This window comes from Streptomyces sp. NPDC056480 (assembly GCF_042795405.1).
Taxonomy (GTDB): domain Bacteria; phylum Actinomycetota; class Actinomycetes; order Streptomycetales; family Streptomycetaceae; genus Streptomyces.
In genome coordinates, this window is the sequence record NZ_JBHTSA010000067.1 from 1 (window position 1) to 19,999 (window position 19,999).

The following is a 19,999-nucleotide window of genomic DNA, read 5'->3' on the forward strand; positions in this document are numbered from 1 at the left end:
TTTACACCCACAACCCGCAAACCGAGATCGAATTGGGTCTCGTGGGATCGTTTTTGTTTATAAGAGACTGGTCCGTCCACCGCACCCCGGGGGGGCCGCCTCTCAGGCGGCCCCGCCGTTCAGTTCGAACCACACCACCTTGCCCACCCCGTGGTTCTCGACTCCCCAGGAGTCGGCCAGGGCCTCGACGAGGATCAGCCCCCTGCCGTGCGTACCGTCGTCGGCGCGCGGTACGTGCGGTGGCGCGATGCCGGGGACGAAGTCGCGGACCTCGACCCTCAGCTGCTCGGGCACGACCGTCGCCGTCACGACGGCCCCGTGCTCGGTGTGGATCAGGGCATTGGTCACCAGCTCGCTGGTGAGCAGTTCCGCCACGTCGGAGGCGCCCGGTCCGCCCCATTTCCGGAGCAGTTCACGCAAGGCGTGCCGCACCTCCGGCACCGCGGTGAGATCCGCGCATCCCACCTTTCTGAGCAGTTGAGTCGGCTGTCGTGCCTCCCCGGCCATATCCCCCACCCACAGATCGCGTCGAACAGGCTCACGGGGATGCATGCCCCGCCGAAACGCCCGCATTCCCTCAGGGTCGGGGCACGTTGCGCAGGTTGGAACGGGCCATCTGGACCATCCTGCCCACTCCCCCGTCCAGGACGATCTTGCTGGCGGAGAGGGCGAAGCCGGTCACCATGTCGGCGCTGATCCTCGGGGGGATGGAGAGCGCGTTGGGGTCGGTGACGACGTCCACCAGGGCCGGACCCTTGTGCTTGAAGGCGTCCTTGAGGGCGCTCGCCAGATGCCTGGGCTTCTCGACCCGTACGCCGTAGGCCCCGGCGGCGCGGGCGATGGCCGCGAAGTCCGGGTTCTTGTTCGTCGTTCCGTACGAGGGAAGCCCGGAGACCAGCATCTCCAGCTCGACCATGCCGAGCGAGGAGTTGTTGAAGACGATGACCTTCACCGGCAGGTCGTACTGCACGAGGGTGAGGAAGTCGCCCATCAGCATGGAGAATCCGCCGTCGCCGGAGAACGAGACGACCTGCCGGTTCCGGTCGGTGAACTGAGCGCCGATGGCCTGCGGCAGCGCGTTCGCCATCGAGCCGTGGCTGAACGAACCGATGATCCTGCGACGCCCGTTGGGGCTGAGGTAGCGGGCCGCCCAGACGTTGCACATCCCGGTGTCCACCGTGAACACGGCGTCCTCGTCGGCGAGTTCGTCGATCATGGAGGCCACGTACTCGGGGTGGATCGGGACGTGCTTCTCGACCTTGCGGGTGTAGGCCTTGATCACGCCTTCGAGCGCGTCGGCGTGCTTCTTGAGCATCTTGTCGAGGAAGCGCCGGTCGGTCTTGGCCCGGACCCGGGGGATCACGCAGCGCAGGGTCTCCCGGACGTCCCCCCAGACGGCGAGGTCGAGCCGGGAACGGCGGCCGAGGTGCTCGGGCCGGACGTCCACCTGCACGATCTTGACGTCGTCGGGCAGGAAGGCGTTGTACGGGAAGTCGGTGCCGAGCAGGATCAGCAGATCGCACCCGTGGGTGGCCTCGTACGCGGCACCGTAGCCCAGCAGTCCGCTCATGCCGACGTCGTACGGATTGTCGTACTGGATCCACTCCTTGCCCCGCAGGGCGTGGCCGACGGGGGACTTGATCCGCTCGGCGAACTGCATCACCTCGGGGTGTGCCCCGGCCGTCCCGCTGCCGCAGAAGAGCGTCACCCGGTCGGCCGCGTCGATCATCCGGACCAGGGCGTCGATCTCGGCGTCCCCCGGGCGGACGGTCGGCCGGGTGGTGACGAGCGCCGTCTCCACGGCCTTCTCCGGGGCCGGCTGGGAGGCGATGTCGCCGGGCAGCGCGACCACGCTGACGCCGCCGCGGCCGACGGCGTGCTGGATCGCCGTGTGGAGCAGCCGGGGCATCTGCTTCGGGTTGGAGATGAGTTCGCTGTAGTGGCTGCACTCGCGGAACAGCCGGTCGGGGTGGGTCTCCTGGAAGTAGCCGAGGCCGATCTCGCTCGACGGGATGTGCGAGGCGAGGGCCAGGACCGGAGCCATGGAGCGGTGGGCGTCGTACAGGCCGTTGATGAGGTGCAGGTTCCCCGGGCCGCAGGAGCCGGCGCAGGCGGCGAGGCCACCGGTGATCTGGGCCTCGGCGCCGGCGGCGAAGGCCGCGGTCTCCTCGTGCCGCACCTGGATCCAGTCGAGCGCGGGGGTGCGGCGGATCGCGTCGACGACCGGGTTCAGGCTGTCGCCGACGACGCCGTACAGGCGCCGGACTCCCGCGCGGACGAGGATGTCGACGAACTGCTCCGCCACGTTCTGTTTGGCCATGGCTCCATCAACCCATGGCCCGGCGGGTCGCGCCCGGTGGACTACGCCTCCCAGACACCCACCCCCGTACGGTCGTCGGCGTAGCCGGTCACCCTCAGCTGGGTGTCGGCGAGGAACGCGGCGAGGCCGGGCGCCTCGGCGTCGGCCCAGCGGGCGGCGAGCTCGCGGGCGAGGGCGGGTTCGCCGCGCATCGGCTCCGCGAGGCCGGGCGAGGCGAGGAGCAGGGTGTCGCCGGGGCGGGCGACGGAGGCGCGGAAGCGGAACGGCTCGGCGGGCGGCGGTACGGGCTCCTCGACGAGCGGTCCCGGCGCGGTCGTGATGCCGAGGTCCATGGTGAGCCGGTCGCCCTCCTCGGTCTCGGAGGCGACGTCCTGCGGGGGCGGCGAGCCGAAGCCCACGACGGGGGCGCCGGTGACGGCGGCCGGCTCGGGAAGCAGCGGCTCGATGTCCTGCCAGGCGCCGTCGCGGAGCCGGAAGAGACCGCCGCCGCCGATGCCGAAGAAGACCCGGGTGCGGCAGTCGGGGTCGGCGGGGACGAGCAGACAGCGGAGGGTCGCGGTGTACTCGTCGGGGGCGAGGCCGCGCTCGGCGGCGCGGGCGCGGAGCCTGCCGTACGTGCGGTCGGTGAGCCGGTGCAGTCCCGACTTGAGGTCGCCGCGGCGGCCGGACCTGATGTCCTCGGAGAGCCGGGCGTGACTGCGGCAGACGGCCTCGGCGATCCACTGGCAGGCGTCGGCGGCGGCGAGATGGGCGTCCTCGGCGGCGCGGGAGCCCGCGGCGACGGCGACGAGGACGAGGGCGGTCTCGTCGTGGCCGAAGCGGGCGGTGAGCAGGGCGTCGCGGCGGGGCTCGCCCCGGTAGCGCGCGGAGTCACCGCGTACGGAGGCGGCCCGCAGGGTGCAGGTGCCGTAGCGGGCGCCGTCGAGCACGGTGTCGGACACCAGCTCGCCGAGCTCCCCGGGCCGGGCGACGGGCAGCGCGGTCGGCTCGGGCTCGTAGGTGGGCGGCCGGCTCCCGACGTATCCGGTACGGGGCCGGGGCACGGAGACCTCGACGGTGAGTCCGGAGCCGGAATCGGAGCCGGAGTCGGGACCGCCGGTCGGGGCCGCCTCGTCCCCGTACGCGGAACCGGAAGCGAACCCGGACGCGAGCCCGGGCTCGAACCCGGGCTCGATCTCGGTCTCGGGCTCGGACCCCTCGCGGTCCTCCGGTCTCCCGGGCACCTGGACCTGAACGGTGGGCGTCTCGACGGGCGGGGCGGGCGGAGCCGGTGGCGGCGGGGCCGGAAAGGTCTGCGGGCCCTCCTGCCGCGCCTCCCAGGGCGCCCGGCCGGGCACGAGGGGTGCGGCGGGGCCCGGCGACGGGGGCGGCGCGGCGGCCATCGGCGGCGTGGGCGGGGCGGGCGGCGCGGCGGGCGGGCTCGGCGGTGCGGAGGGCGGGCTCGGCGGTGCGGAGGGCGGGCTCGGCGGTGCGGAGGGCGGGCTCGGCGGTGCGGCGGCCTTCGGCGGCGGCACCGGGATCGGGACGGCCGCCGTGGCCCACGGGTCCGGCGTCGGGCCCGGAGTCGCACCCGGCGGGCCCGTGGTGGCCCGGGTCGCCGTGGTGAAGTGGTCGTCGAGGGTGTCACCCGACGCCGTCGGGGCCGTGTCCGGCGCCGACTCGTCGTAGAGCTTGTCCCACCAGTTGTCGTCCCCCTGCTGAGTCATGCCCTTATTGTCCACCGCTCGGGGCGCCCGAAAACGGGACATCAGGAAAACCGTTGCTGCAAATGGGTGGTCCGCCGGGCGGCCCCACCCCCCACGGGAAGGACGCCCGGCGGACCGGCGTGATCAGCGCACGTCGTAGGCGCGGACCACGGTCTGGGTGACGGAGTTGCCGTTGGCGTCCGTCAGTTCGGTCTTCAGGGTGACCTGCTTACCGGTCGCGCCCGTGTGGTTCACGGTCGCGGTCCAGTGGCCGCCCTGCTGAGAGACCTGCGCTTCGGTCCAGGTCGTGCCCCCGTCGTAGGAGTACGAGAGCTTGGCCGAGGTGAGCGCCGCGGGAGTGTAACCCGCGTGACCCGTCGCGGTGAGGCCGATGTGCTGGCCGCCGGTCGCGGCGAGGGTCTTGAGTCCGTCCTCCGGAAGGTCGTACCGGGGGAAGAGAATCGGGATGCCCTGAGAATAGACGCTCTCGTCAAGCTTGGAGGTGAATTTCCATACCGAATTGACGGAGTTCGAGCGGGCCCACACCTTGCTCCCGATCTTCATGACGTTCTGTTCGAGGGTGTACGTACCCTCGTCGGCGGGCACCTGGAAGGCTCCGAACGGCCAGCCGCTCTCACCGAGCACCTCGCCGTCGCGGCTCAGGCGGATGCCGCCGATGTCACCGAAGGAACCGGCCTCGCCGTGGTGGGTGTTGTCGCCCCAGATCGCGGCGGAGAAGCCGATGTAGTCGCCCTGGCGCTCGGCGACGAGGACCGGCTTGCCGGTGGCGTCGCGCGGGGCGGTGGGGGCGACGACCCCGTCGTACCAGCGCTCGGTGCGTCGCTCGCCGGCCTGGTACGTGTGCGGGGTGCCGATCATGTACTCGCCGAAGGGGAAGCTGGAGGAGAGCATCCGGTCCCAGCTCGTGTCGCCGGCGGTGTAGTACTCGGTGCGGGTGCCCGGCGCGGAGACCAGCGCGAGGTCGGCGAAGGAGACGGACGTGCCGTTGGGCCGGGAGGCGCCGCTGAAGTCGATGAAGTCGTTGGCGAGGCCCATGGCGCGGTAGGTCGACTCGGTGCGGCCGAGCTGCCCGTCACGGACGCGGTAGTTCTTGTCGCCGCGGATCGACCCCTTCTCGGGGAAGGCGAGGTTGTAGAGGTACGGGCTCTTCGCCGTGGCCCTCCAGGAGAGGCCGACCTGGCCGGCGGCGAGCCTGCCGAGCAGGGCCGTGCCCTCGGCGGAGTCGACGGCGAGGACCGGGAAGCCGGCGCCGGCGAAGCCGCCCGCGGGGTACCAGCGGCCGGGGCCGGTGCGGTACGCGAGGACGGCCACCGCGCCCGCGGCCTTGGCGTTACGGGCCACCGTCAGCGCCGAGTTGGAGGTGTCGGGGAAGCGGACCAGGGCGATGCGGCCCTGGACTCCGGCGGCCTTGAGCTCCTCGGGGGTGCCGGTGCCGGCGTCCACGAGACCGGCGGAGCCGGTGCCGTCGAGGTTGTCGGAGCCGGTGGAGGCGGTGACCGGGTGCAGGGTCAGACCGTCGGTGGTGCGGAGGGAGGTGATGAGCGGGGCCGCGGTGCGCCAGTAGCTGCCGAACTCGAAGTCGCCCTCGGTGGCCGCGCCTTCGACGGAGGCGTAGTAGCCGCGGATGGTGCGCCCGCCGGCGGCGGTGCCTGCGTGCAGCCAGAAGTCGTCCCACGACCGGGCGAACGCGAGGGTGGTGCCGCGGGCCTCGGAGGCCTTGTCGGTCGCGACCGACAGCCTGTGGGCCTTGCGGGCGTCGAGGACGACGGTGGTGTCCTTCTCGACCTCCAGCTGCGGGCGGCCGAGGTAGCTGAGCGAGTCGTTCAGCGTGGCGCCCTCACCCGCGTCCGGGGTGGTGACGAAGGAGGAGAGGAAGTAGCTGCCGGGGCGCACCCGGTAGACCTGGTCGGCCGCTCCGTCGTTGAAGCGGCGCTCGCCACCGGCCACGTCGGTGCCGATGACATCGAGGGAGGAGGCTCCGGCGGCGGGCTCGCCCTGACGGTCGATCAACTTGACGCGCAGGGTGACCGTTTCGGGCTCGACGTAGAGCGAGAACGGGGTGGAGACATGGAGGCCGCCCTTGCCGGTGGCGACCACGCGGCCGGTGACGTCACCGTACTGGGCGCGGTCGAGGCGGGCCGCGGGGTCGAGCTCCAGCGGGACCTGGACGGTGGCGCCGGCGGGCACGGTGACGGTGCGCCTGCCGAGGTGGGCGACCGAACTCCGCACCCGGGAGCCGTCGTTGCCGGTGACCTTCTCGACGGCCAGGTTCAGGGTGACCGGGGCGCCGGAGGTGTTGGTGTACGGGACGGAGACCGTGGTGCGGTCGGTCCTGTCCTGCGGCCAGTTGTAGGTGCCGCCCTGGACGGCGGGCGAGCCGAGGACCGTCTGGTCGATCGCGGCCTTGACGTCGAGGCGGCCGCCGCCGACCTCGCGGACGTCGCCGGGGACGGAGCTCTCGGCGGAGGCCACGAGCGCGGCCTTGATCTGCTGGGCGGTCCAGTCGGGGTGACGCTGCTTGACGATGGCGGCGGCGCCCGCGACGTGCGGGGTGGCCATCGACGTACCGGACATCGACTGGTAGGCGTAGACGCCCCGGCCGCCGGCCGCCGCGGCGGAGATGCCGACGCCGGGCGCCGCTATCTCGGGCTTGAGGGTGTGGTTGACGATCGTCGGGCCGCGGCTGGAGAAGTACGCGGTGGAGTCGTCGCGGTCGGTGGCGCCGACGGTGAGCACACTGGGCGCACAGCCGGGCGAGGAGACCGTGTTGAGGGTGGGGCCCGAGTTCCCGGCGGCGATGACGAACAACGTGCCCTTGTTCTGGGCGAGTTCCTCGGCCGCGAGGCTCATCGGGTCGGTGCAGTCGGTGGGTACGGGGCTGCCGAGGCTCATCGAGACGACGTCGGCGCCCTGGGCGACGGCCCATTCCATGCCCGCGATGATCCAGGAGGCGGCGCCGGAGCCCGAGTCGTTGAGGACCTTGCCGTTGAGGAGGGCCGCGCCGGGCGCGACGCCCTTCTTCCTGCCGTCGCTCGCGGCGCCGGAACCGCCGACGGTGGAGAGGGTGTGGGTGCCGTGGCCCTGGCGGTCGCCGGTGCTGTCGGAGTCGGTGAAGTTCTCCGAGGCGGCGATCCGGCCCTCGAGGTCGGGGTGCTCGGCGTCGGCGCCGGTGTCGAGGACGGCGACCTTGGTGCCCGTGCCGTCGTAGCCGGCGGCCCAGGCCTCGGGCGCGTGGACCTGCTTCGTCGAGCGCTCCAGGGTGGCCTGGACCTTGCGGTCGAGCCAGAGCTTCTTGATTCCGGAGGCGGAGCGGGCCGTGGGCGTGTTCACCTCGGCCCAGAACGTGGCGGCCTGCTTCTTCTCCGCCTTGAGCGCGACGCCGTCGACGGTCCTGAGGACCTGGCCGCGCCGGGCGCCGCGCGGGGCGGCGGGGACGGAGCGGGCGAGGTCGGAGCCGTAGACCGCGATGAGGGGCAGCGTCGCGCTCGCGGCGTCGTCGTAGCCCTGCCGGACGAGGCCGGTGACGTTGAAGAGCTCCTGGTCGACGCGGCCCGCGGCGAGCGCCTCGGTGGCGCCCTCGGGGTAGACGTACAGGTCCTGGCCGGAGCGGCGGGCCTGGACCAGGGGGACGGTTCCGTCCTCGCGCGGCAGGGCGGTGGCGGAGGGGTTGCCGTCGGCGTCGCGGCCGACCACGACGCGGTCCCCGGTGACCAGGGTCACCGTGACGGGACGGTCCCCGGCGCGGGCCGCGGCCTCGCTCCCTACCAGCGGTCGCTTGCCGGCCGTGTCGTCCTGCGGCTCGTTCGCCACGGACGGCGCGACCGCGGTGACGGCCAGGACGACGGCGGTCGCCGCCCCCAGGGCCGTACGCGAAATCGGGCGCATCGCTCTCCCCATCTGATTCCGGAAAAAGGGCACAAGACACCTGTCTCCGGAGGCTGTTGGTGCTGCGGTGGCGCCACATTGGCAGAGGTGAGGGCGGTACAGGGATGATGGGCGAGGCGGGAATACGCCGTGGCCGTTTCCCGCCAGGTCACCAACGGAACGAATGCCTCCGGTGAATGTCCTGGGAAGATCCGGGGCTCGCCGCCGAAGGTAGGGCGAGGGGTGGGGCATCCATGCTGGGAGCGATAGGACTCGACGAGCGCCAGGAGTCCGCGTACCGGGCGCTGGTCGCGCTGGGCGCGGCCGAGGTGACCGACCTGGCGCACCGGCTCGCGCTGCCGGAGCTGGACACCGAGCGGGCGCTGCGCCGTCTGGAGTCGCAGGGCCTCGCCGCGCAGTCCTCGGCCAGGACGGGCCGGTGGGTGGCGGCGCCGCCGGGGGTGGCCCTGGGCGCCCTCCTCACCCAGCAGCGCCACGAGCTGGAGCAGGCGGAGCTGGCGGCGGCGCTGCTGGCCGAGGAGTACCGGGCGGAGGCCGCCGAGGCGGCCGTGCACGACCTGGTGGAGGTGGTGACCGGCGCGAGCGCCGTCACCCATCGCTTCCTCCAGCTCCAGCTGGGCGCGCAGGACGAGGTCTGCGCCCTGGTCACGGGCAAGCCGATCGCGGTCTCCGGCATGGAGAACGACGCGGAGGAGCAGGCCGCCGGGCGGGGAGTGCGCTACCGGGTGGTGATCGAGCGGGACGTGCTCACGCTCCCGTCCGGACTGCTCGAACTCTCGGCGGCGCTCAGCCGTGAGGAGCGCATCCGGGTCGCGGACCGGGTCCCGACGAAGCTGGTGGTCGCCGACGGGAACCTGGCGATGGTCCCGCTGACCGGGCGGGGCGCGGAACCGGCGGCGATCGTCGTGCACGCGAGCGGGCTCCTGGAATCGCTGATGGGCCTGTTCGAGTCGGTGTGGCGGGACGCGCTGCCGCTGAGACTCGGGGCGGGTGCGCAGATCACCGAGGAGGAGGCGCCCGGTCCGGACGTCATGGACCTGGAGATCCTCTCGCTGCTGCTCGCCGGGATGACGGACGCGAGCGTGGCCAAGCAGCTGGACCTGGGGCTCCGGACGGTGCAGCGCCGGGTGAAGGGCCTGATGGAGCTGACCGGGGTGACCACCCGGCTGCAGCTGGGCTGGCACGCGTACGAGAAGGGCTGGGTGGCGCGCGGCTGAGCGGGCCTCCGCCCCCTGCCGCCCGACCCGCGCCCCTCGCCGTACCCCGGCCGCCCACCTCGCCGTACCCCGGCCGCCCGCCTCGCCGCACCCGGCCGTCCACCGTCCTCACCGTGCGCGGACGCCCGCCCCCTCGCCCTCCCCGGACGCCCCCCCCTCTCACCGCACCCGGATGCCCTCCGCGACCTGCGCGGACGCCGGTTGTGGGGGACCCTGGGCGCGTGGGTGTGTGGCAGCTCCTGATGGTCGCGACGGTGATGTTGCTCGGCGTGTTCGGGGTGCTGGCCCCCGGCGTGCCGGGGACGTGGCTGGTGTGGGCCGCGATGCTCTGGTGGTCCCTGCACGAGCGGACCGACCTCGCCTGGATCCTGCTCGCCTCCACGACCGGTCTGCTGCTGCTCACCCAGGTGGTCGTCTGGCAGCTGCCACCCCGTCGCTTCCGGGGCGTGGGCATCACCCGGCGGATGGTGACCTACGCCGGCGCGGGCGCCCTCCTGGGCTTCGTCCTGGTGCCGGTGCTCGGCGCGATCCCCGGCTTCGTCGGCGGGATCTACCTCTCGGAACGCCTCCGGCTGGGCGGCCACGGCCAGGCCGGGGCGGCCACCCGGACGGTGATGCGGGCGGCCGGCACGAGCGTCCTCGTGGAGCTGTTCGCCTGCCTGCTCGTCGTGGGGGCGTGGGCGGGCGCGGTGCTCTGGGGCTGAGACCTAGGACGGAAGGGGGAGGCCGAGTGGGCCCGTCCGCCGATCCGCCCGGGGCCCGGTCGCAGGATGCTGGTCCCATGAGGGATTTCGAGGGCTTCAGCGCGGCGGAACGCGCCTATCTCACGGGTGGCCGGCAGCTCGCCCGGATGGCCACGGTCGACCCTTCCGGTCAGCCCCAGGTCAATCCGGTGGGCTTCTTCCCGCAGGAGGACGGCACCGTCCTGGTGGGCGGCCTCGCGATGGGCCGTACGAAGAAGTGGCGCAATCTGCGGGCGAACCCGAAGGTGGCGCTGGTCGTGGACGATCTCGCGAGCGTCCGCCCCTGGCGGGTGCGGGGTGTCGAGATCCGGGGCGAGGCGGAGCTCCTGGTCGGCCCGCACGCGCTGGGCCCGCACTTCAGCGAGGAGGTGATCCGGATCCGTCCGCGCCGGATCCACAGCTGGGGTCTCGAGGAGTCCCCGGGAGCGGAGTCCTGAGGTAGCGGGCGGCGTACGAGCGCCAGGGCCGCCACTCCTCCGCGGCCGGGACACCCGCCGGGAGTACGTCGGGGTCGCCGAGGGCCCGCATGCGGATGAGGGCGGCGGCCTCTGCCGTCACTCCGGGGACGGCGCGGAGTGCGGCCTCGGCCTCGTCGCGGTCGGCTCCGGGGTCGAGGCGTACGGCTCCGTCGGCGAGCGCTCGGGCCAGCGGGCCCGCGACGGGGTGGCCGGTCAGCGCGCGGGGCTCGGGGAAGACATGGCTGAGGCTGCCGCAGCCGGTGGCCAGCGGGGTGCCGTGCGTCTCGACGACCCGGGCGGACTCCGCCGCGCCGAGCAGGGTCCGCAGCGCGAACTCCTCCGGCTCGGCCGTCCCCGGGGACCGCACGCCGGGCCGGGCGGCCACCTCGGCGGCGAGCCCGGGCGCCGCGCCGAGACGCTCGGCGACCGCGTACGGGTCGGCGTCCAGGTCGAAGAGGCGGCGCAGCCGGTGCACGGCGGTGGTGAGGTCGCGCAGCTCGGTGAGATGGATCCGGGCCTCCAGCCAGCGCCCGGCGGAGCGCTCGTCGACGGAGACGATCCCGGTGCCGTACGGGAGGCGGAGGGTGCGCCGGTAGGTGCGGGCGCCGGGGGCGCCGGCGATCTCCTCCACGCGGGGCACGGCCTCGGCCGCGAGCAGGTCGAAGACCTCGCCGGCCGCGTACGGACCCCGGTGGGCGAGCCGCAGCGGTACTCCGGCCGCGAGCGCGGTACGGGCTCCGGCGCCGCTGCCCGCCTCGGCGCGCAGCGCGCTGGGGGTGCGGGCGTAGACGGCGCGGATCGTCTCGTTGAACTGGCGGACGCTGGCGAAGCCGGCCGCGAAGGCGATCTCGGTCACCGGCAGCCCGGTGGTCTGGAGGAGCAGCCGCGCGGTGTGCGCCCGCTGGGCGCGGGCGAGCGCGACGGGTCCGGCGCCGAGCTCGGCGGTCAGCTGGCGCTGTACCTGCCGGGTGCTGTAGCCGAGGCGCCCGGCCAGGCCGGGAACGCCCTCACGGTCGACGACTCCGTCGCCGATCATCCGCATCGCGCGCCCGACGACATCGGCCCGTACGTCCCAGGCGGCGGAGCCGGGGACGGCGTCCGGGCGGCAGCGGCGGCAGGCCCGGAAGCCGTGGCCCTGGGCTGCGGCGGCCGTCGGGAAGAACGCGACGTTCTGCCGTTTGGGGGTGACGGCGGGGCAGCTGGGACGGCAGTAGATGCCGGTGGTGCGGACGGCGAAGAAGAACTCTCCGTCGAACCGTGCGTCCCTGCTGCTGACCGCCTCGTAGCGGGTGTCGTCGTCCTTCACGTCTCCCAGTGTGCGACGGCCGACGACCCCCGGCTCGCGGTTTTCGGACACGGCGCTGCGAGAGCGGGGAGGGACGCCGGGCCGACGACCCTCCCCCGTAGGTACACCCGCGCGCGTCCCCCGCACCGCCCGCTACCGGACGCGCCCGCGCTTCATCTCCATGGCGTGGCGGCCCTCCGCGCCCTTGCGCTTCCAGTCCTTGAGGATCTCGCTGCGCACACGGGCGTCGGTCTTGGCCACGATCCGCTGGTTCTCCCGGATCAGCTTGCGGTAGCTCTCCAGGCGGCGCACCGGCAGCGAGCCGTCCTCGATGGCGGCGGCCACGGCGCAGCCGGGCTCCGACTCGTGGGCGCAGTCGTGGAAGCGGCAGTCCGCGGCCAGTTCCTCGATCTCCGAGAAGACCTGGCCGACGCCGGTCTCCGCGTCCCAGAGGCCGACTCCGCGCAGACCGGGGGTGTCGATGAGGACTCCCCCGGTGGGGAGGACGAAGAGGTTGCGGGTGGTGGTGGTGTGCCGGCCCTTGCCGTCGATGTCCCGGGCGGCCTGGACGTCCATGACGTCCTCGCCGACGAGGGCGTTGGCGAGGGTCGACTTCCCGGCGCCGGAGACGCCGAGCAGCACGGTCGTACCGCCCGCGACCACCGCGGACAGCACGTCGAGGCCTTCCCCGGTGGTCGAGCTCAGGGGCACGACCTGGACGCCGGGGGCGACCGTCTCGACGTCCTCGACGAGGTAGGAGAGCCCGACGGGGTCGGGCACGAGGTCCGCCTTGCTGAGGACGACGGTCGGCTGGGCACCGGACTCCCATGCGAGGGCGAGGAAGCGCTCGATGCGGCCGAGGTCGAGCTCGACGGCGAGCGAGACGGTGATGACGGCGTGGTCGACGTTGGCGGCGAGGATCTGCCCCTCGGACCGCTTGGACGAGGTGGAGCGCGCGAAGGCCGTCCGGCGCGGCAGGCACGCCCGGACGTAGCGGGGGTCGCTCGCGCCCTCGGGGTCGATCGCGGCCCAGTCGCCGGTGCAGACGACCCGGAGCGGGTCGTGCGGGGTCACGAACGCCGTGTCGGCGCGCACGATCCCCTCGGCGGTGGCGACGTCGCACTGGCCGCGGTCGACCCGGATCACCCGGCCGGGGACGAGTCCCTGGGCGGCGTACGGAGCGAAGGCGGTGGCCCACCCGGCGTCCCAGCCATGGGCGTCGAGCAGCGAAGAAGAGGAAGTGGTGGGGGAAAGCGGGAAAGACAAGGGGGACCCTTCACAGGGGTGGCCCCGGCACACGCCGATCGGCGTGCAGAAGGAAGGTCAGCCGGCGACCACGGAGGTGGAGTGAACGAACTGCTGAATGCGGGCAACGCCCGTCGTGTCGACAGCCATCGGTCACACCTCCTGGATCACACACAGCGACGGTCACGGCCGGCACAACGGCCGGTCCGTGAGAACGGCATGACCTTAGCGCGGCCCCTTCGGACCACGCCACGCATTTATTCTCGGCCTCCGCCGGGAGCCCTGTTCCGGCCATGATCCGACCGGGGCCGAGGTCCGATTCGTACAAGACCGGCCGGGGACGGCCTGCCTACCGTGCCCTCATGGACACAGCACCCCGCATCACCCCGCACCTGGACCTGGTCGGCGTCGTCGTCTCCGACATGGCCGCCTCGCTCGCGTTCTACCGCCGTCTCGGCCTGGAGATCCCGGCCGGGGCCGAGTCCGCCCCGCACGTGGAGGCCGTGCTGCCCGGCGGACTGCGGATCGCCTGGGACACGGAGGACGTCGTCCGGTCCTTCGACCCCGGCCGACGGCCGCCCGAGGGCGGCAACCGGATCGAGCTCGCCTTCCGGTGCGCGACGCCGGAGGCCGTGGACACGGTGTACGAGGAGCTGCTCGCCGCCGGGTACCGGGGGCATCTGAAGCCCTGGGACGCGGTCTGGGGGCAGCGTTACGCCGTGGTCCTCGACCCGGACGGCTCGGGCGTCTCCCTGTTCGCCGACTCGGCCGACTCCGCCGACTCGACCGGCTCCGCCACGGACGCCACGTAGGCGCCGAGCGTCATCCCGGCCAGCGCCCTGGTCTCGCGTGCGAGATGGGCCTGGTCGACGCAGCCCGCGCGGACGGCCGCCTCGGCGTACGGCACGCCGGTCAGGACAAGGGCGAGCGCCCGCTGGAGCCGGAGCACGCGCGCGAGGGTCTTCGGGCCGTAGCCGAAGGCGTCCAGGGACCGCCGGTGCAGCTGCCGGGCGCCGATCCCGACCGCGTCGGCCGTCTCGGCGACCGCGCGGCCGGCCGCGAGACGCGCCACGACGGCCCTGAGCAGCGGGTCGGGCGCGGGGGCCCCGGCGGCCCGGAGCCGGACGAGTTCGTCCAGGGCCGCGGCCGGGTCGGGGGCCCCGGTGATCCGCTCGCCGAGTCGCCGCGCCTCGGCCTCGCCCCACAGCGCGCCGAGGGCGACGCGCCGGTCGCGGAGCTCGTGGGCCGGGACCCCGAAGAAGCCGGGCGCGTCACCGGGGGCGAAGCGGATTCCCGCGTACCGCGCGGCGGACTCCCCCGGTACGTACGCGCGTGTGTCGGGTCCTGCGACGAGGAGGTGTCCGTCGGCCCAGATCAGGTCCATGCAGCCGTCGGGCAGCACGGGCCGGACGGCGTCCGTGGCGGGGCCGGCGGTCCGGGTCCACAGGACGGCTCCGTCGAGCAGGGCGGGGCGCTCCTCGTACACACCTCGACGATAGGCCCCGCCGGTCGGTCAGTCCTTCTCCCAGCCCGAGTGCAGGCGGGCCTTCACGTCGTCCGGGGGCAGGAACCGGGACCAGCGCTCGGGGAACTCGGACGGCATGTCCGGGTCGTCCTCGTCGACGTCCTCCGCCTCCGCACGCACGCGTGCGACGAGTTCCGCCGCCTGGATGGCGCGGGCCCGGTCGTTGGCCTCACGGGCGGCGGCGGTGGCGACGGAGGGCCAGACGCGGTCGATGGCCGCGTTCACGGCGGCGCCGACCAGGACGGCGAAGGCCGAGATGCCGATCCAGAGGAGGACGGCGATGGGGGCGGCGAGGGAACCGTAGATCGTCGGTCCCTCGACCTGGCTGGTGAGGTAGATGCGCAGCAGGAAGCTGCCGAGGATCCACATCCCGAGGGCGACGAGGGCGCCCGGGATGTCCTCGATCCACGGCGATCTGACGGGCACGGACACGTGGTAGAGCGTGGTGAGGAAGGCGATGGAGAGCAGGATGACGGCCGGCCAGTAGAGGACGGCGACGACCTCGGTGCCCCAGGGGACGAGTTCGACGACCCGGTCGGGGCCGACGACCGCGAGGGGCAGCACCACCGCTCCGATGATCAGGGCCACGATGTAGAGCAGGAAGGCCAGGAGCCGGGTCTTCACAATGCCCCGGTGGCCGTCGAGCCCGTACATGACGGTGATGGTGTCGATGAAGACGTTCACCGCGCGCGAGCCGGACCAGAGGGCGATCGCGAAGCCGAGGGAGACCAGCTCGGGGCGTTTGCCCTGGGTCACGTCGTCCAGGAGCGGTTTCGCGATGTCGTGCACCCCGCGGTCGGAGAGGACCGTTCCGGCGGCGCGGAGGATGTTCTCCTCGATGCTCGCGACGGTGTCCGTGTTGGTCCAGTCGTCGGCGTAGCCGAGGAGGGCGATCAGGCCGAGGAGCAGCGGCGGCAGCGACAGCAGGGTGAAGAACGCCGCCTCGGCGGCGAGGCCGAGGATCCGGTACTCGATGCACGAGTTGACGGTGTCCTTGAGGAGCAGCCAGACCATCTTCCGCTTCGAGACGTTGCGGTAGAGGACGCGCGCGCGGTGGAGCCTGCTCCAGGGCCGCCGCTCGGGCCGTTCGGGTGTTTCGCTTGCTGCCTGCACCTGCTTACCGTATCGGCATGGCAGCGAGCACCCACACCGTGACCAACCAGGCTCCGCCCCTGGTCGGGTACGACGTCTTCATGACCGATCCCGTCCTGACGGAGGCAGTCGAACGACACCTCGCGCCGGAGCTCCGGGCGGAGGTCCGCGAGGACCTCGTCGTGCTCGGTCAGGCGGCCGGTTCGGCCCAGGTCCGTGAGTGGGGCGAGCGGGCGAACGCCCACCCGCCGCGGCTGCGGACCCACGACCGGTACGGCCACCGGATCGACGAGGTGGACTTCGATCCGGCCTGGCACCGGCTCCTCGGCAAGTCGGTGGGGGCCGGGCTGACGGACGCGTGGGGGCGCCCGGGCGGTCATGTGCGCCGGGCCGCCGGGTTCCTGGTGGTGTCACAGGCGGAGGCGGGCCACGGCTGCCCGCTGTCGATGACGCACGCCGCCGTGCCCGCGCTGCGCGCCGAGCCGGAGCTCGCCGAGGTGTGGGAGCCGGCGGCGACCTCGCACGTGTACGAGCGGGAGCTCCGCCCGGTCGCCGAGAAGCCGGGTGTCCTGCTGGGGATGGCGATGACGGAGAAGCAGGGCGGCAGCGACGTCCGGGCGAACACGACGGAGGCGCGCCCGCTGGCGGCCGACGGGGAGTACGTCCTGACGGGGCACAAATGGTTCTGTTCGGCGCCGATGTCGGACGCCTTCCTGGTGCTCGCGCAGGCGTCGGCGGGGCTCACCTGTTTCCTGGTGCCGCGGGTGCTCGCGGACGGCTCGCGCAACGCGTTCGCGATCCAGCGCCTGAAGGACAAGCTGGGCAACCGTTCGAACGCCTCCGCCGAGGTGGAGTTCGACGGGACGACCTGGGCGCGCCGGGTCGGCGAGGAGGGGCGCGGGCTCCGCACGATCATGGGCATGGTGGCGGCGACCCGGCTCGACTGCGTCCTGGGTTCGGCGGCCCTGATGCGGCAGGCGGTGGCGCAGGCCGTGCACCACTGCGCGTACCGCGAGGCCTTCGGCGGCCCTCTGATCGAGAAGCCGCTGATGCGGAACGTACTCGCGGACCTGGCCCTGGAGTCGGAGGCGGCGACGGTCCTGGGCATGCGTCTCGCGGCGGCCTACGACGCCGCCGAAGGCACCACCGCAACCGATCGCGCCGGCGAATCCGGCGGCGGCGACCACGCCGAGCGTGAGCGGGCCTTGCTCCGCATCGCCGTTCCGGTGGCGAAGTACTGGGTCACCAAGCGGTGCACGCCGATGGTGGCGGAGGCGCTGGAGTGCCTGGGCGGCAACGGGTACGTCGAGGAGTCCGGGCTGCCCCGGCTGCTGCGGGAGTCGCCGCTCAACTCGGTCTGGGAGGGCTCGGGGAACGTCCAGGCGCTCGACGTGGTCCGGGTGCTGCGGACGGAGCCCGCCGCGCTGGACGCCTTCCTGCGGGAGGTCGGGGCGGCCCGGGGCGCGGACCACCGGCTCGACCGGGCGATCCGTGGGCTGCTCGTCGAACTGGCGGACCTGGACGGGATCGAGGCGCGGGCGCGGCGGCTCGCGGAGCGGCTCGCGCTGGTCCTCCAGGGGGCGCTCCTGGTGCGGTGGGCACCGCCGGAGGTGGCGGACGCGTTCTGCGCGTCGCGGCTGGGCGGGGACGGGGGCGCGGCCTTCGGGACGCTGCCGCACACGCTGGACCTGCGGGCGCTCGTGGAGCGGGCACGGGTGGAGGTCACGAGCGACTGACGTACGTCCGGGGGAAGTTCGCCGCGCGCGCCAGGGGTGGACCGCAAGGGTCGGCACGCGCGGAAAAGCGGGGGTGGTGCTGCGCCGACACGGCACCACCCGCCGCTCGCACCAGCTTCGCCCAGGGGGCGGGTCGGCGACCAGAGTTGCAAAGGGTTGCAGGATTACCCGAACCGGGCCTCGCCGGACGGTTCCGAACGGCACGATGGGCACCGACACTCCGGACATCTGCCCCGTGCAGAACCGATACAGCACCCCGGGTGGCTGGGAGAGACCGATGAATAACACGCAGCTCGACATGAAGCGCCTCGCCGCCATGGACGCCGCTCAGGCCACCCGGCTGCTCCACCGGGTCCGCGAGGAGACGCTCGCCGGCCGCACGCCGCCGATCGCGCCCCGCGCGGTGATCGACGCGTCCTGGCAGCGGATGGCCCGGCTGGGGCTCGACCCCGACCAGGGCACGAGCAGTGTGCTGCTCCAGCGCGACGAGCTGGAGCAGCGGCGCAGAACCACGCTCCTCTCCGAGGTCATGCAGACGCTCAGCGACGGCCTCGCCGGCATCGCCGACACCTCCCTGCAGATCATGGTGGTCACCGACGAGCACGGCCGGGTGCTGTGGCGGCAGGGGAACCTGTCGGTGATGCGGCAGGCGAACGGCATCTGCCTGGAGGAGGGCGCGGCCTGGACCGAGCACACCACCGGGACGAACGCCGTCGGCACGGCCCTCGCCATGGGCCGGGCGGTCCAGGTGCACTCCGCCGAGCACTACGTCCAGGCGCTCCACAACTGGACCTGCGCCGCCGCGCCCGTGCACGACCCGCGCGACCGGCGGCTGCTCGGCATCGTGGACGTGAGCGGTCCCGCGTCCAGCTTCCATCCGGCGATGCTGGCCCTGGTCGGTTCGGTGGCCCAGCTCGCCGAGGCGGAGATGCGGGAGCGGCACCGCAGCTCGGTCGAACGGCTGCGGGCGGTGGCCGCGCCGATCCTGTGCCGGGTGGGCGGCCGGGCCGTGGCGGTGGACACCCACGGCTGGACGGCGGCGGTGACGGGGCTCGCGCCGGTGGACCGGATCGCGCTGCCGAAGTCCTTCAGGTCCGGCCGGATGTGGCTGCCCTCGCTCGGCGTGTGCGCGGTGGAGCCGCTGCCGGGCGGCTGGCTGCTGCGGGTCGAGGAGGAGACGCCGCCGGAGGAGCCGGGCACGGCGGCGGCGAGCCGGGTGATCCTCGACCTGAGCAGGCCGCGCCGCTGGACGGTGTCCGTCTCCGGTGCGGCGGGCAGCTGGCAGCAGGAGCTGAGCCCCCGGCACGCGGAGCTCCTCTACGTCCTGGCGATGCACCGGGACGGGCGGACGGCGGCGGAGCTGGCGGACGACGTGTTCGGGGACCGTACGCGGACGGTGACCGTACGGGCGGAGATGTCACGGGTACGCCGGAACCTGGCCGGGGTCCTGGCGCACCGCCCGTACCGCTTCAGCGAGGAGGTCGCGGTGGAGGTCCTGCGCCCGGAGCGCCCGGCGGACCTGCTGCCCCACTCCCTGGCACCGGCGGTACGGGGGCCCCGCACGGGCACGAACGCGTAGCGCGCGGAGGCGCGGGGGCGCCCCGCACGGGCACGAACGCGTGGGGCGCGCGGGCACGTGGGCACGTGCGCGCGTGGGCCGGGCGCTCGGGGCGCTCACGTCCCCGTTCCGGCCACGGCCGTCCAGCATGCGGACACCCCGGCCCGGGGGCCCGGCCGCACGGCCCCCCGGTCGCCCCGCCGAACGGGGTCGTGATGCGATGAACCCATGCGCATCACTCTCACCACCTGGTCCCTTGAGCAGACCTCACCGTCCGATCTGCGTCCCTCCCCCGTCCCGGAGGGTGACGACATCACGATCGCGCGGGCCGCGGTCCCGTCGCCGGAGTACAGCCGCTTCCTCTATACGGCGGTCGGCGGCGACATCCGCTGGAACGACCGGCTGGCGCTGACGTACAAGCAGTGGCAGGAGATCGTCGACAAGCCGGGCGCCGAGATCTGGGTGGCGTACGACCGGGGGACGCCGGCCGGGTACGTGGAGCTGGACCCGCAGGACGACGGCGTCGTCGAGATCGTCTACTTCGGCCTGATCCCGGCCTTCCGGGGGCGCCGGATCGGTGGTCACCTGCTGTCGTACGGGGTCGCGCGGGCCTGGGACCTGGCCGAGCGCTGGCCGGAGCGGGAGGCGACGAAGCGCGTCTGGCTGCACACCTGCTCGCTCGACGGCCCGCACGCCATGGCCAACTACGAGCGCCGCGGCTTCCGGCTCTTCGACACCAAGGTGGAGGAGGTCGACGAGACCGAGACCCCGGGCCCGTGGCCGGGCGCCCACGCCTGACGCCGTCGGGCGCGCCGCGCGGTAGGTGCTCCTCGGCGCCTGCTCCCCGGTGCGCGCCCTCGGTGCACGCCGCGCGGTACGTCCCGCCCGGTGTCTCGTACCGGAGACCCGTGAAGGGGCCCTGATCAGGGCCCCTTTCGCGTGACCCACACCACACCATCTCATCAAGCGAGACGACTACGTCCATATTCTGGACGATGCTGGACTGGGTCCAAAGTCCCATGACACGCTTCCGTCATGTCTGGAACTGGAATTGCCTTGGTGAGTCGGCGGCACGTCGACCTAGGCCGCATGTCCAGCGCCATCTGTCCGGCGCGCTGAGAGAACCAGCACCGCCGCGATCACTTTTCAGCACGACTCTGCCCGACCTTGCTGCGCACTGACGCGCCACCCTCCGACCTGAGCGCCAGTGTGCAGGTCAGAGCCGCCCT

The 19,999-nt window shown here is 73.3% G+C and carries 16 protein-coding genes; 8 read left to right on the forward strand and 8 right to left on the reverse strand.

Features of this window, described 5'->3' with window-relative positions; translation table 11 throughout:
- Positions 1-102: 102 nt before the first annotated feature.
- The 4 genes from ACFQ79_RS25950 to ACFQ79_RS25965 all read right to left on the reverse strand — a co-directional run bounded on the left by ACFQ79_RS25950 (position 103) and on the right by ACFQ79_RS25965 (position 7,911).
- Positions 103-552 carry an ATP-binding protein gene (locus tag ACFQ79_RS25950; protein WP_383587551.1) on the reverse strand — a complete coding sequence of 150 codons (450 nt, stop codon included), beginning with the start codon at positions 550-552 and terminating at the stop codon, positions 103-105.
- Positions 553-577: 25 nt separating this feature from the next.
- Entirely contained in the window at positions 578-2,320 is a 1,743-nt protein-coding gene (locus ACFQ79_RS25955; RefSeq protein WP_383587554.1) for a pyruvate dehydrogenase, read from the reverse strand.
- Positions 2,321-2,361: 41 nt separating this feature from the next.
- Positions 2,362-4,068, reverse strand: a complete 1,707-nt coding sequence (locus tag ACFQ79_RS25960) for a protein phosphatase 2C domain-containing protein (protein WP_383587557.1) — start codon at positions 4,066-4,068, stop codon at positions 2,362-2,364.
- An 81-nt stretch (positions 4,069-4,149) separates the two neighbouring features.
- The gene (locus tag ACFQ79_RS25965; RefSeq protein ID WP_383587560.1) at positions 4,150-7,911 is read right to left on the reverse strand and encodes a S8 family serine peptidase; all 3,762 of its coding nucleotides are present in this window, start codon (positions 7,909-7,911) and stop codon (positions 4,150-4,152) included.
- A gap of 233 nt (positions 7,912-8,144) precedes the next feature.
- Between ACFQ79_RS25965 and ACFQ79_RS25970 the strand changes: the two genes are divergently transcribed.
- From ACFQ79_RS25970 to ACFQ79_RS25980, 3 genes are all read left to right on the forward strand, one after another.
- Complete coding sequence (locus ACFQ79_RS25970; protein ID WP_383587563.1) at positions 8,145-9,128, forward strand: helix-turn-helix domain-containing protein; 984 nt, start codon at positions 8,145-8,147, stop codon at positions 9,126-9,128.
- Between the two features lie 221 nt (positions 9,129-9,349).
- Positions 9,350-9,832, forward strand: coding sequence for a DUF456 domain-containing protein (locus tag ACFQ79_RS25975; RefSeq protein WP_383587566.1), 483 nt, complete (start codon positions 9,350-9,352; stop codon positions 9,830-9,832).
- Positions 9,833-9,909: 77 nt separating this feature from the next.
- Positions 9,910-10,308: a PPOX class F420-dependent oxidoreductase gene (locus ACFQ79_RS25980; protein WP_383587569.1), complete on the forward strand. Its 399-nt coding sequence runs from the start codon at positions 9,910-9,912 to the stop codon at positions 10,306-10,308.
- Here ACFQ79_RS25980 and ACFQ79_RS25985 read toward each other — a convergent pair.
- Positions 10,229-11,686, reverse strand: a complete 1,458-nt coding sequence (locus ACFQ79_RS25985) for a DNA-3-methyladenine glycosylase 2 family protein (protein ID WP_383587572.1) — start codon at positions 11,684-11,686, stop codon at positions 10,229-10,231. The genes ACFQ79_RS25980 and ACFQ79_RS25985 overlap by 80 nt on opposite strands.
- Before the next feature lie 81 nt (positions 11,687-11,767).
- The gene (gene rsgA, locus ACFQ79_RS25990) at positions 11,768-12,880 is read right to left on the reverse strand and encodes a ribosome small subunit-dependent GTPase A (protein ID WP_383587575.1); all 1,113 of its coding nucleotides are present in this window, start codon (positions 12,878-12,880) and stop codon (positions 11,768-11,770) included.
- 341 nt (positions 12,881-13,221) lie between these two features.
- Here rsgA and ACFQ79_RS25995 point away from each other — a divergent pair, with 341 nt between their 5' ends.
- Positions 13,222-13,671, forward strand: coding sequence for a VOC family protein (locus tag ACFQ79_RS25995; RefSeq protein ID WP_383587578.1), 450 nt, complete (start codon positions 13,222-13,224; stop codon positions 13,669-13,671).
- Here ACFQ79_RS25995 and ACFQ79_RS26000 read toward each other — a convergent pair.
- Both ACFQ79_RS26000 and ACFQ79_RS26005 read right to left on the reverse strand, forming a co-directional pair.
- On the reverse strand, positions 13,572-14,345 hold the full coding sequence (locus ACFQ79_RS26000; protein ID WP_383587581.1) for a helix-turn-helix domain-containing protein: 774 nt from the start codon (positions 14,343-14,345) through the stop codon (positions 13,572-13,574). The two genes, ACFQ79_RS25995 and ACFQ79_RS26000, sit on opposite strands and share 100 nt — an antisense overlap.
- A gap of 27 nt (positions 14,346-14,372) precedes the next feature.
- A complete protein-coding gene (locus tag ACFQ79_RS26005; protein ID WP_383587584.1) occupies positions 14,373-15,497 on the reverse strand; it encodes a YihY/virulence factor BrkB family protein in 1,125 nt (374 codons plus the stop codon).
- A gap of 17 nt (positions 15,498-15,514) precedes the next feature.
- Here ACFQ79_RS26005 and ACFQ79_RS26010 point away from each other — a divergent pair, with 17 nt between their 5' ends.
- The 4 genes from ACFQ79_RS26010 (at position 15,515) to ACFQ79_RS26025 (ending at position 19,889) form a co-directional block, all read left to right on the forward strand.
- On the forward strand, positions 15,515-17,212 hold the full coding sequence (locus ACFQ79_RS26010) for an acyl-CoA dehydrogenase family protein (RefSeq protein WP_383587587.1): 1,698 nt from the start codon (positions 15,515-15,517) through the stop codon (positions 17,210-17,212).
- Between the two features lie 277 nt (positions 17,213-17,489).
- Positions 17,490-18,791 carry a GAF domain-containing protein gene (locus tag ACFQ79_RS26015; protein WP_383587590.1) on the forward strand — a complete coding sequence of 434 codons (1,302 nt, stop codon included), beginning with the start codon at positions 17,490-17,492 and terminating at the stop codon, positions 18,789-18,791.
- Between the two features lie 207 nt (positions 18,792-18,998).
- Complete coding sequence (locus ACFQ79_RS26020; RefSeq protein WP_383587593.1) at positions 18,999-19,568, forward strand: GNAT family N-acetyltransferase; 570 nt, start codon at positions 18,999-19,001, stop codon at positions 19,566-19,568.
- Positions 19,569-19,805: 237 nt separating this feature from the next.
- A complete protein-coding gene (locus ACFQ79_RS26025) occupies positions 19,806-19,889 on the forward strand; it encodes a putative leader peptide (protein WP_310591794.1) in 84 nt (27 codons plus the stop codon).
- Positions 19,890-19,999: the final 110 nt, after the last annotated feature.

What these genes read in the sequence shown, in the direction of transcription:
- ACFQ79_RS25960 (WP_383587557.1), bottom strand. Translation starts at nt 4,068, where the DNA reads ATGTCCCGTTTTCGGGCGCCCCGAGCGGTGGACAATAAGGGCATGACT.
- ACFQ79_RS26010 (WP_383587587.1), top strand. Translation starts at nt 15,515, where the DNA reads ATGGCAGCGAGCACCCACACCGTGACCAACCAGGCTCCGCCCCTGGTC.
- ACFQ79_RS26020 (WP_383587593.1), top strand. Translation starts at nt 18,999, where the DNA reads ATGCGCATCACTCTCACCACCTGGTCCCTTGAGCAGACCTCACCGTCC.
- ACFQ79_RS25980 (WP_383587569.1), top strand. Translation starts at nt 9,910, where the DNA reads ATGAGGGATTTCGAGGGCTTCAGCGCGGCGGAACGCGCCTATCTCACG.
- ACFQ79_RS26025 (WP_310591794.1), top strand. Translation starts at nt 19,806, where the DNA reads ATGTCTGGAACTGGAATTGCCTTGGTGAGTCGGCGGCACGTCGACCTA.
- ACFQ79_RS25995 (WP_383587578.1), top strand. Translation starts at nt 13,222, where the DNA reads ATGGACACAGCACCCCGCATCACCCCGCACCTGGACCTGGTCGGCGTC.
- ACFQ79_RS26015 (WP_383587590.1), top strand. Translation starts at nt 17,490, where the DNA reads ATGAATAACACGCAGCTCGACATGAAGCGCCTCGCCGCCATGGACGCC.
- ACFQ79_RS25950 (WP_383587551.1), bottom strand. Translation starts at nt 552, where the DNA reads ATGCATCCCCGTGAGCCTGTTCGACGCGATCTGTGGGTGGGGGATATG.
- ACFQ79_RS25965 (WP_383587560.1), bottom strand. Translation starts at nt 7,911, where the DNA reads ATGCGCCCGATTTCGCGTACGGCCCTGGGGGCGGCGACCGCCGTCGTC.
- ACFQ79_RS25970 (WP_383587563.1), top strand. Translation starts at nt 8,145, where the DNA reads ATGCTGGGAGCGATAGGACTCGACGAGCGCCAGGAGTCCGCGTACCGG.
- ACFQ79_RS25955 (WP_383587554.1), bottom strand. Translation starts at nt 2,320, where the DNA reads ATGGCCAAACAGAACGTGGCGGAGCAGTTCGTCGACATCCTCGTCCGC.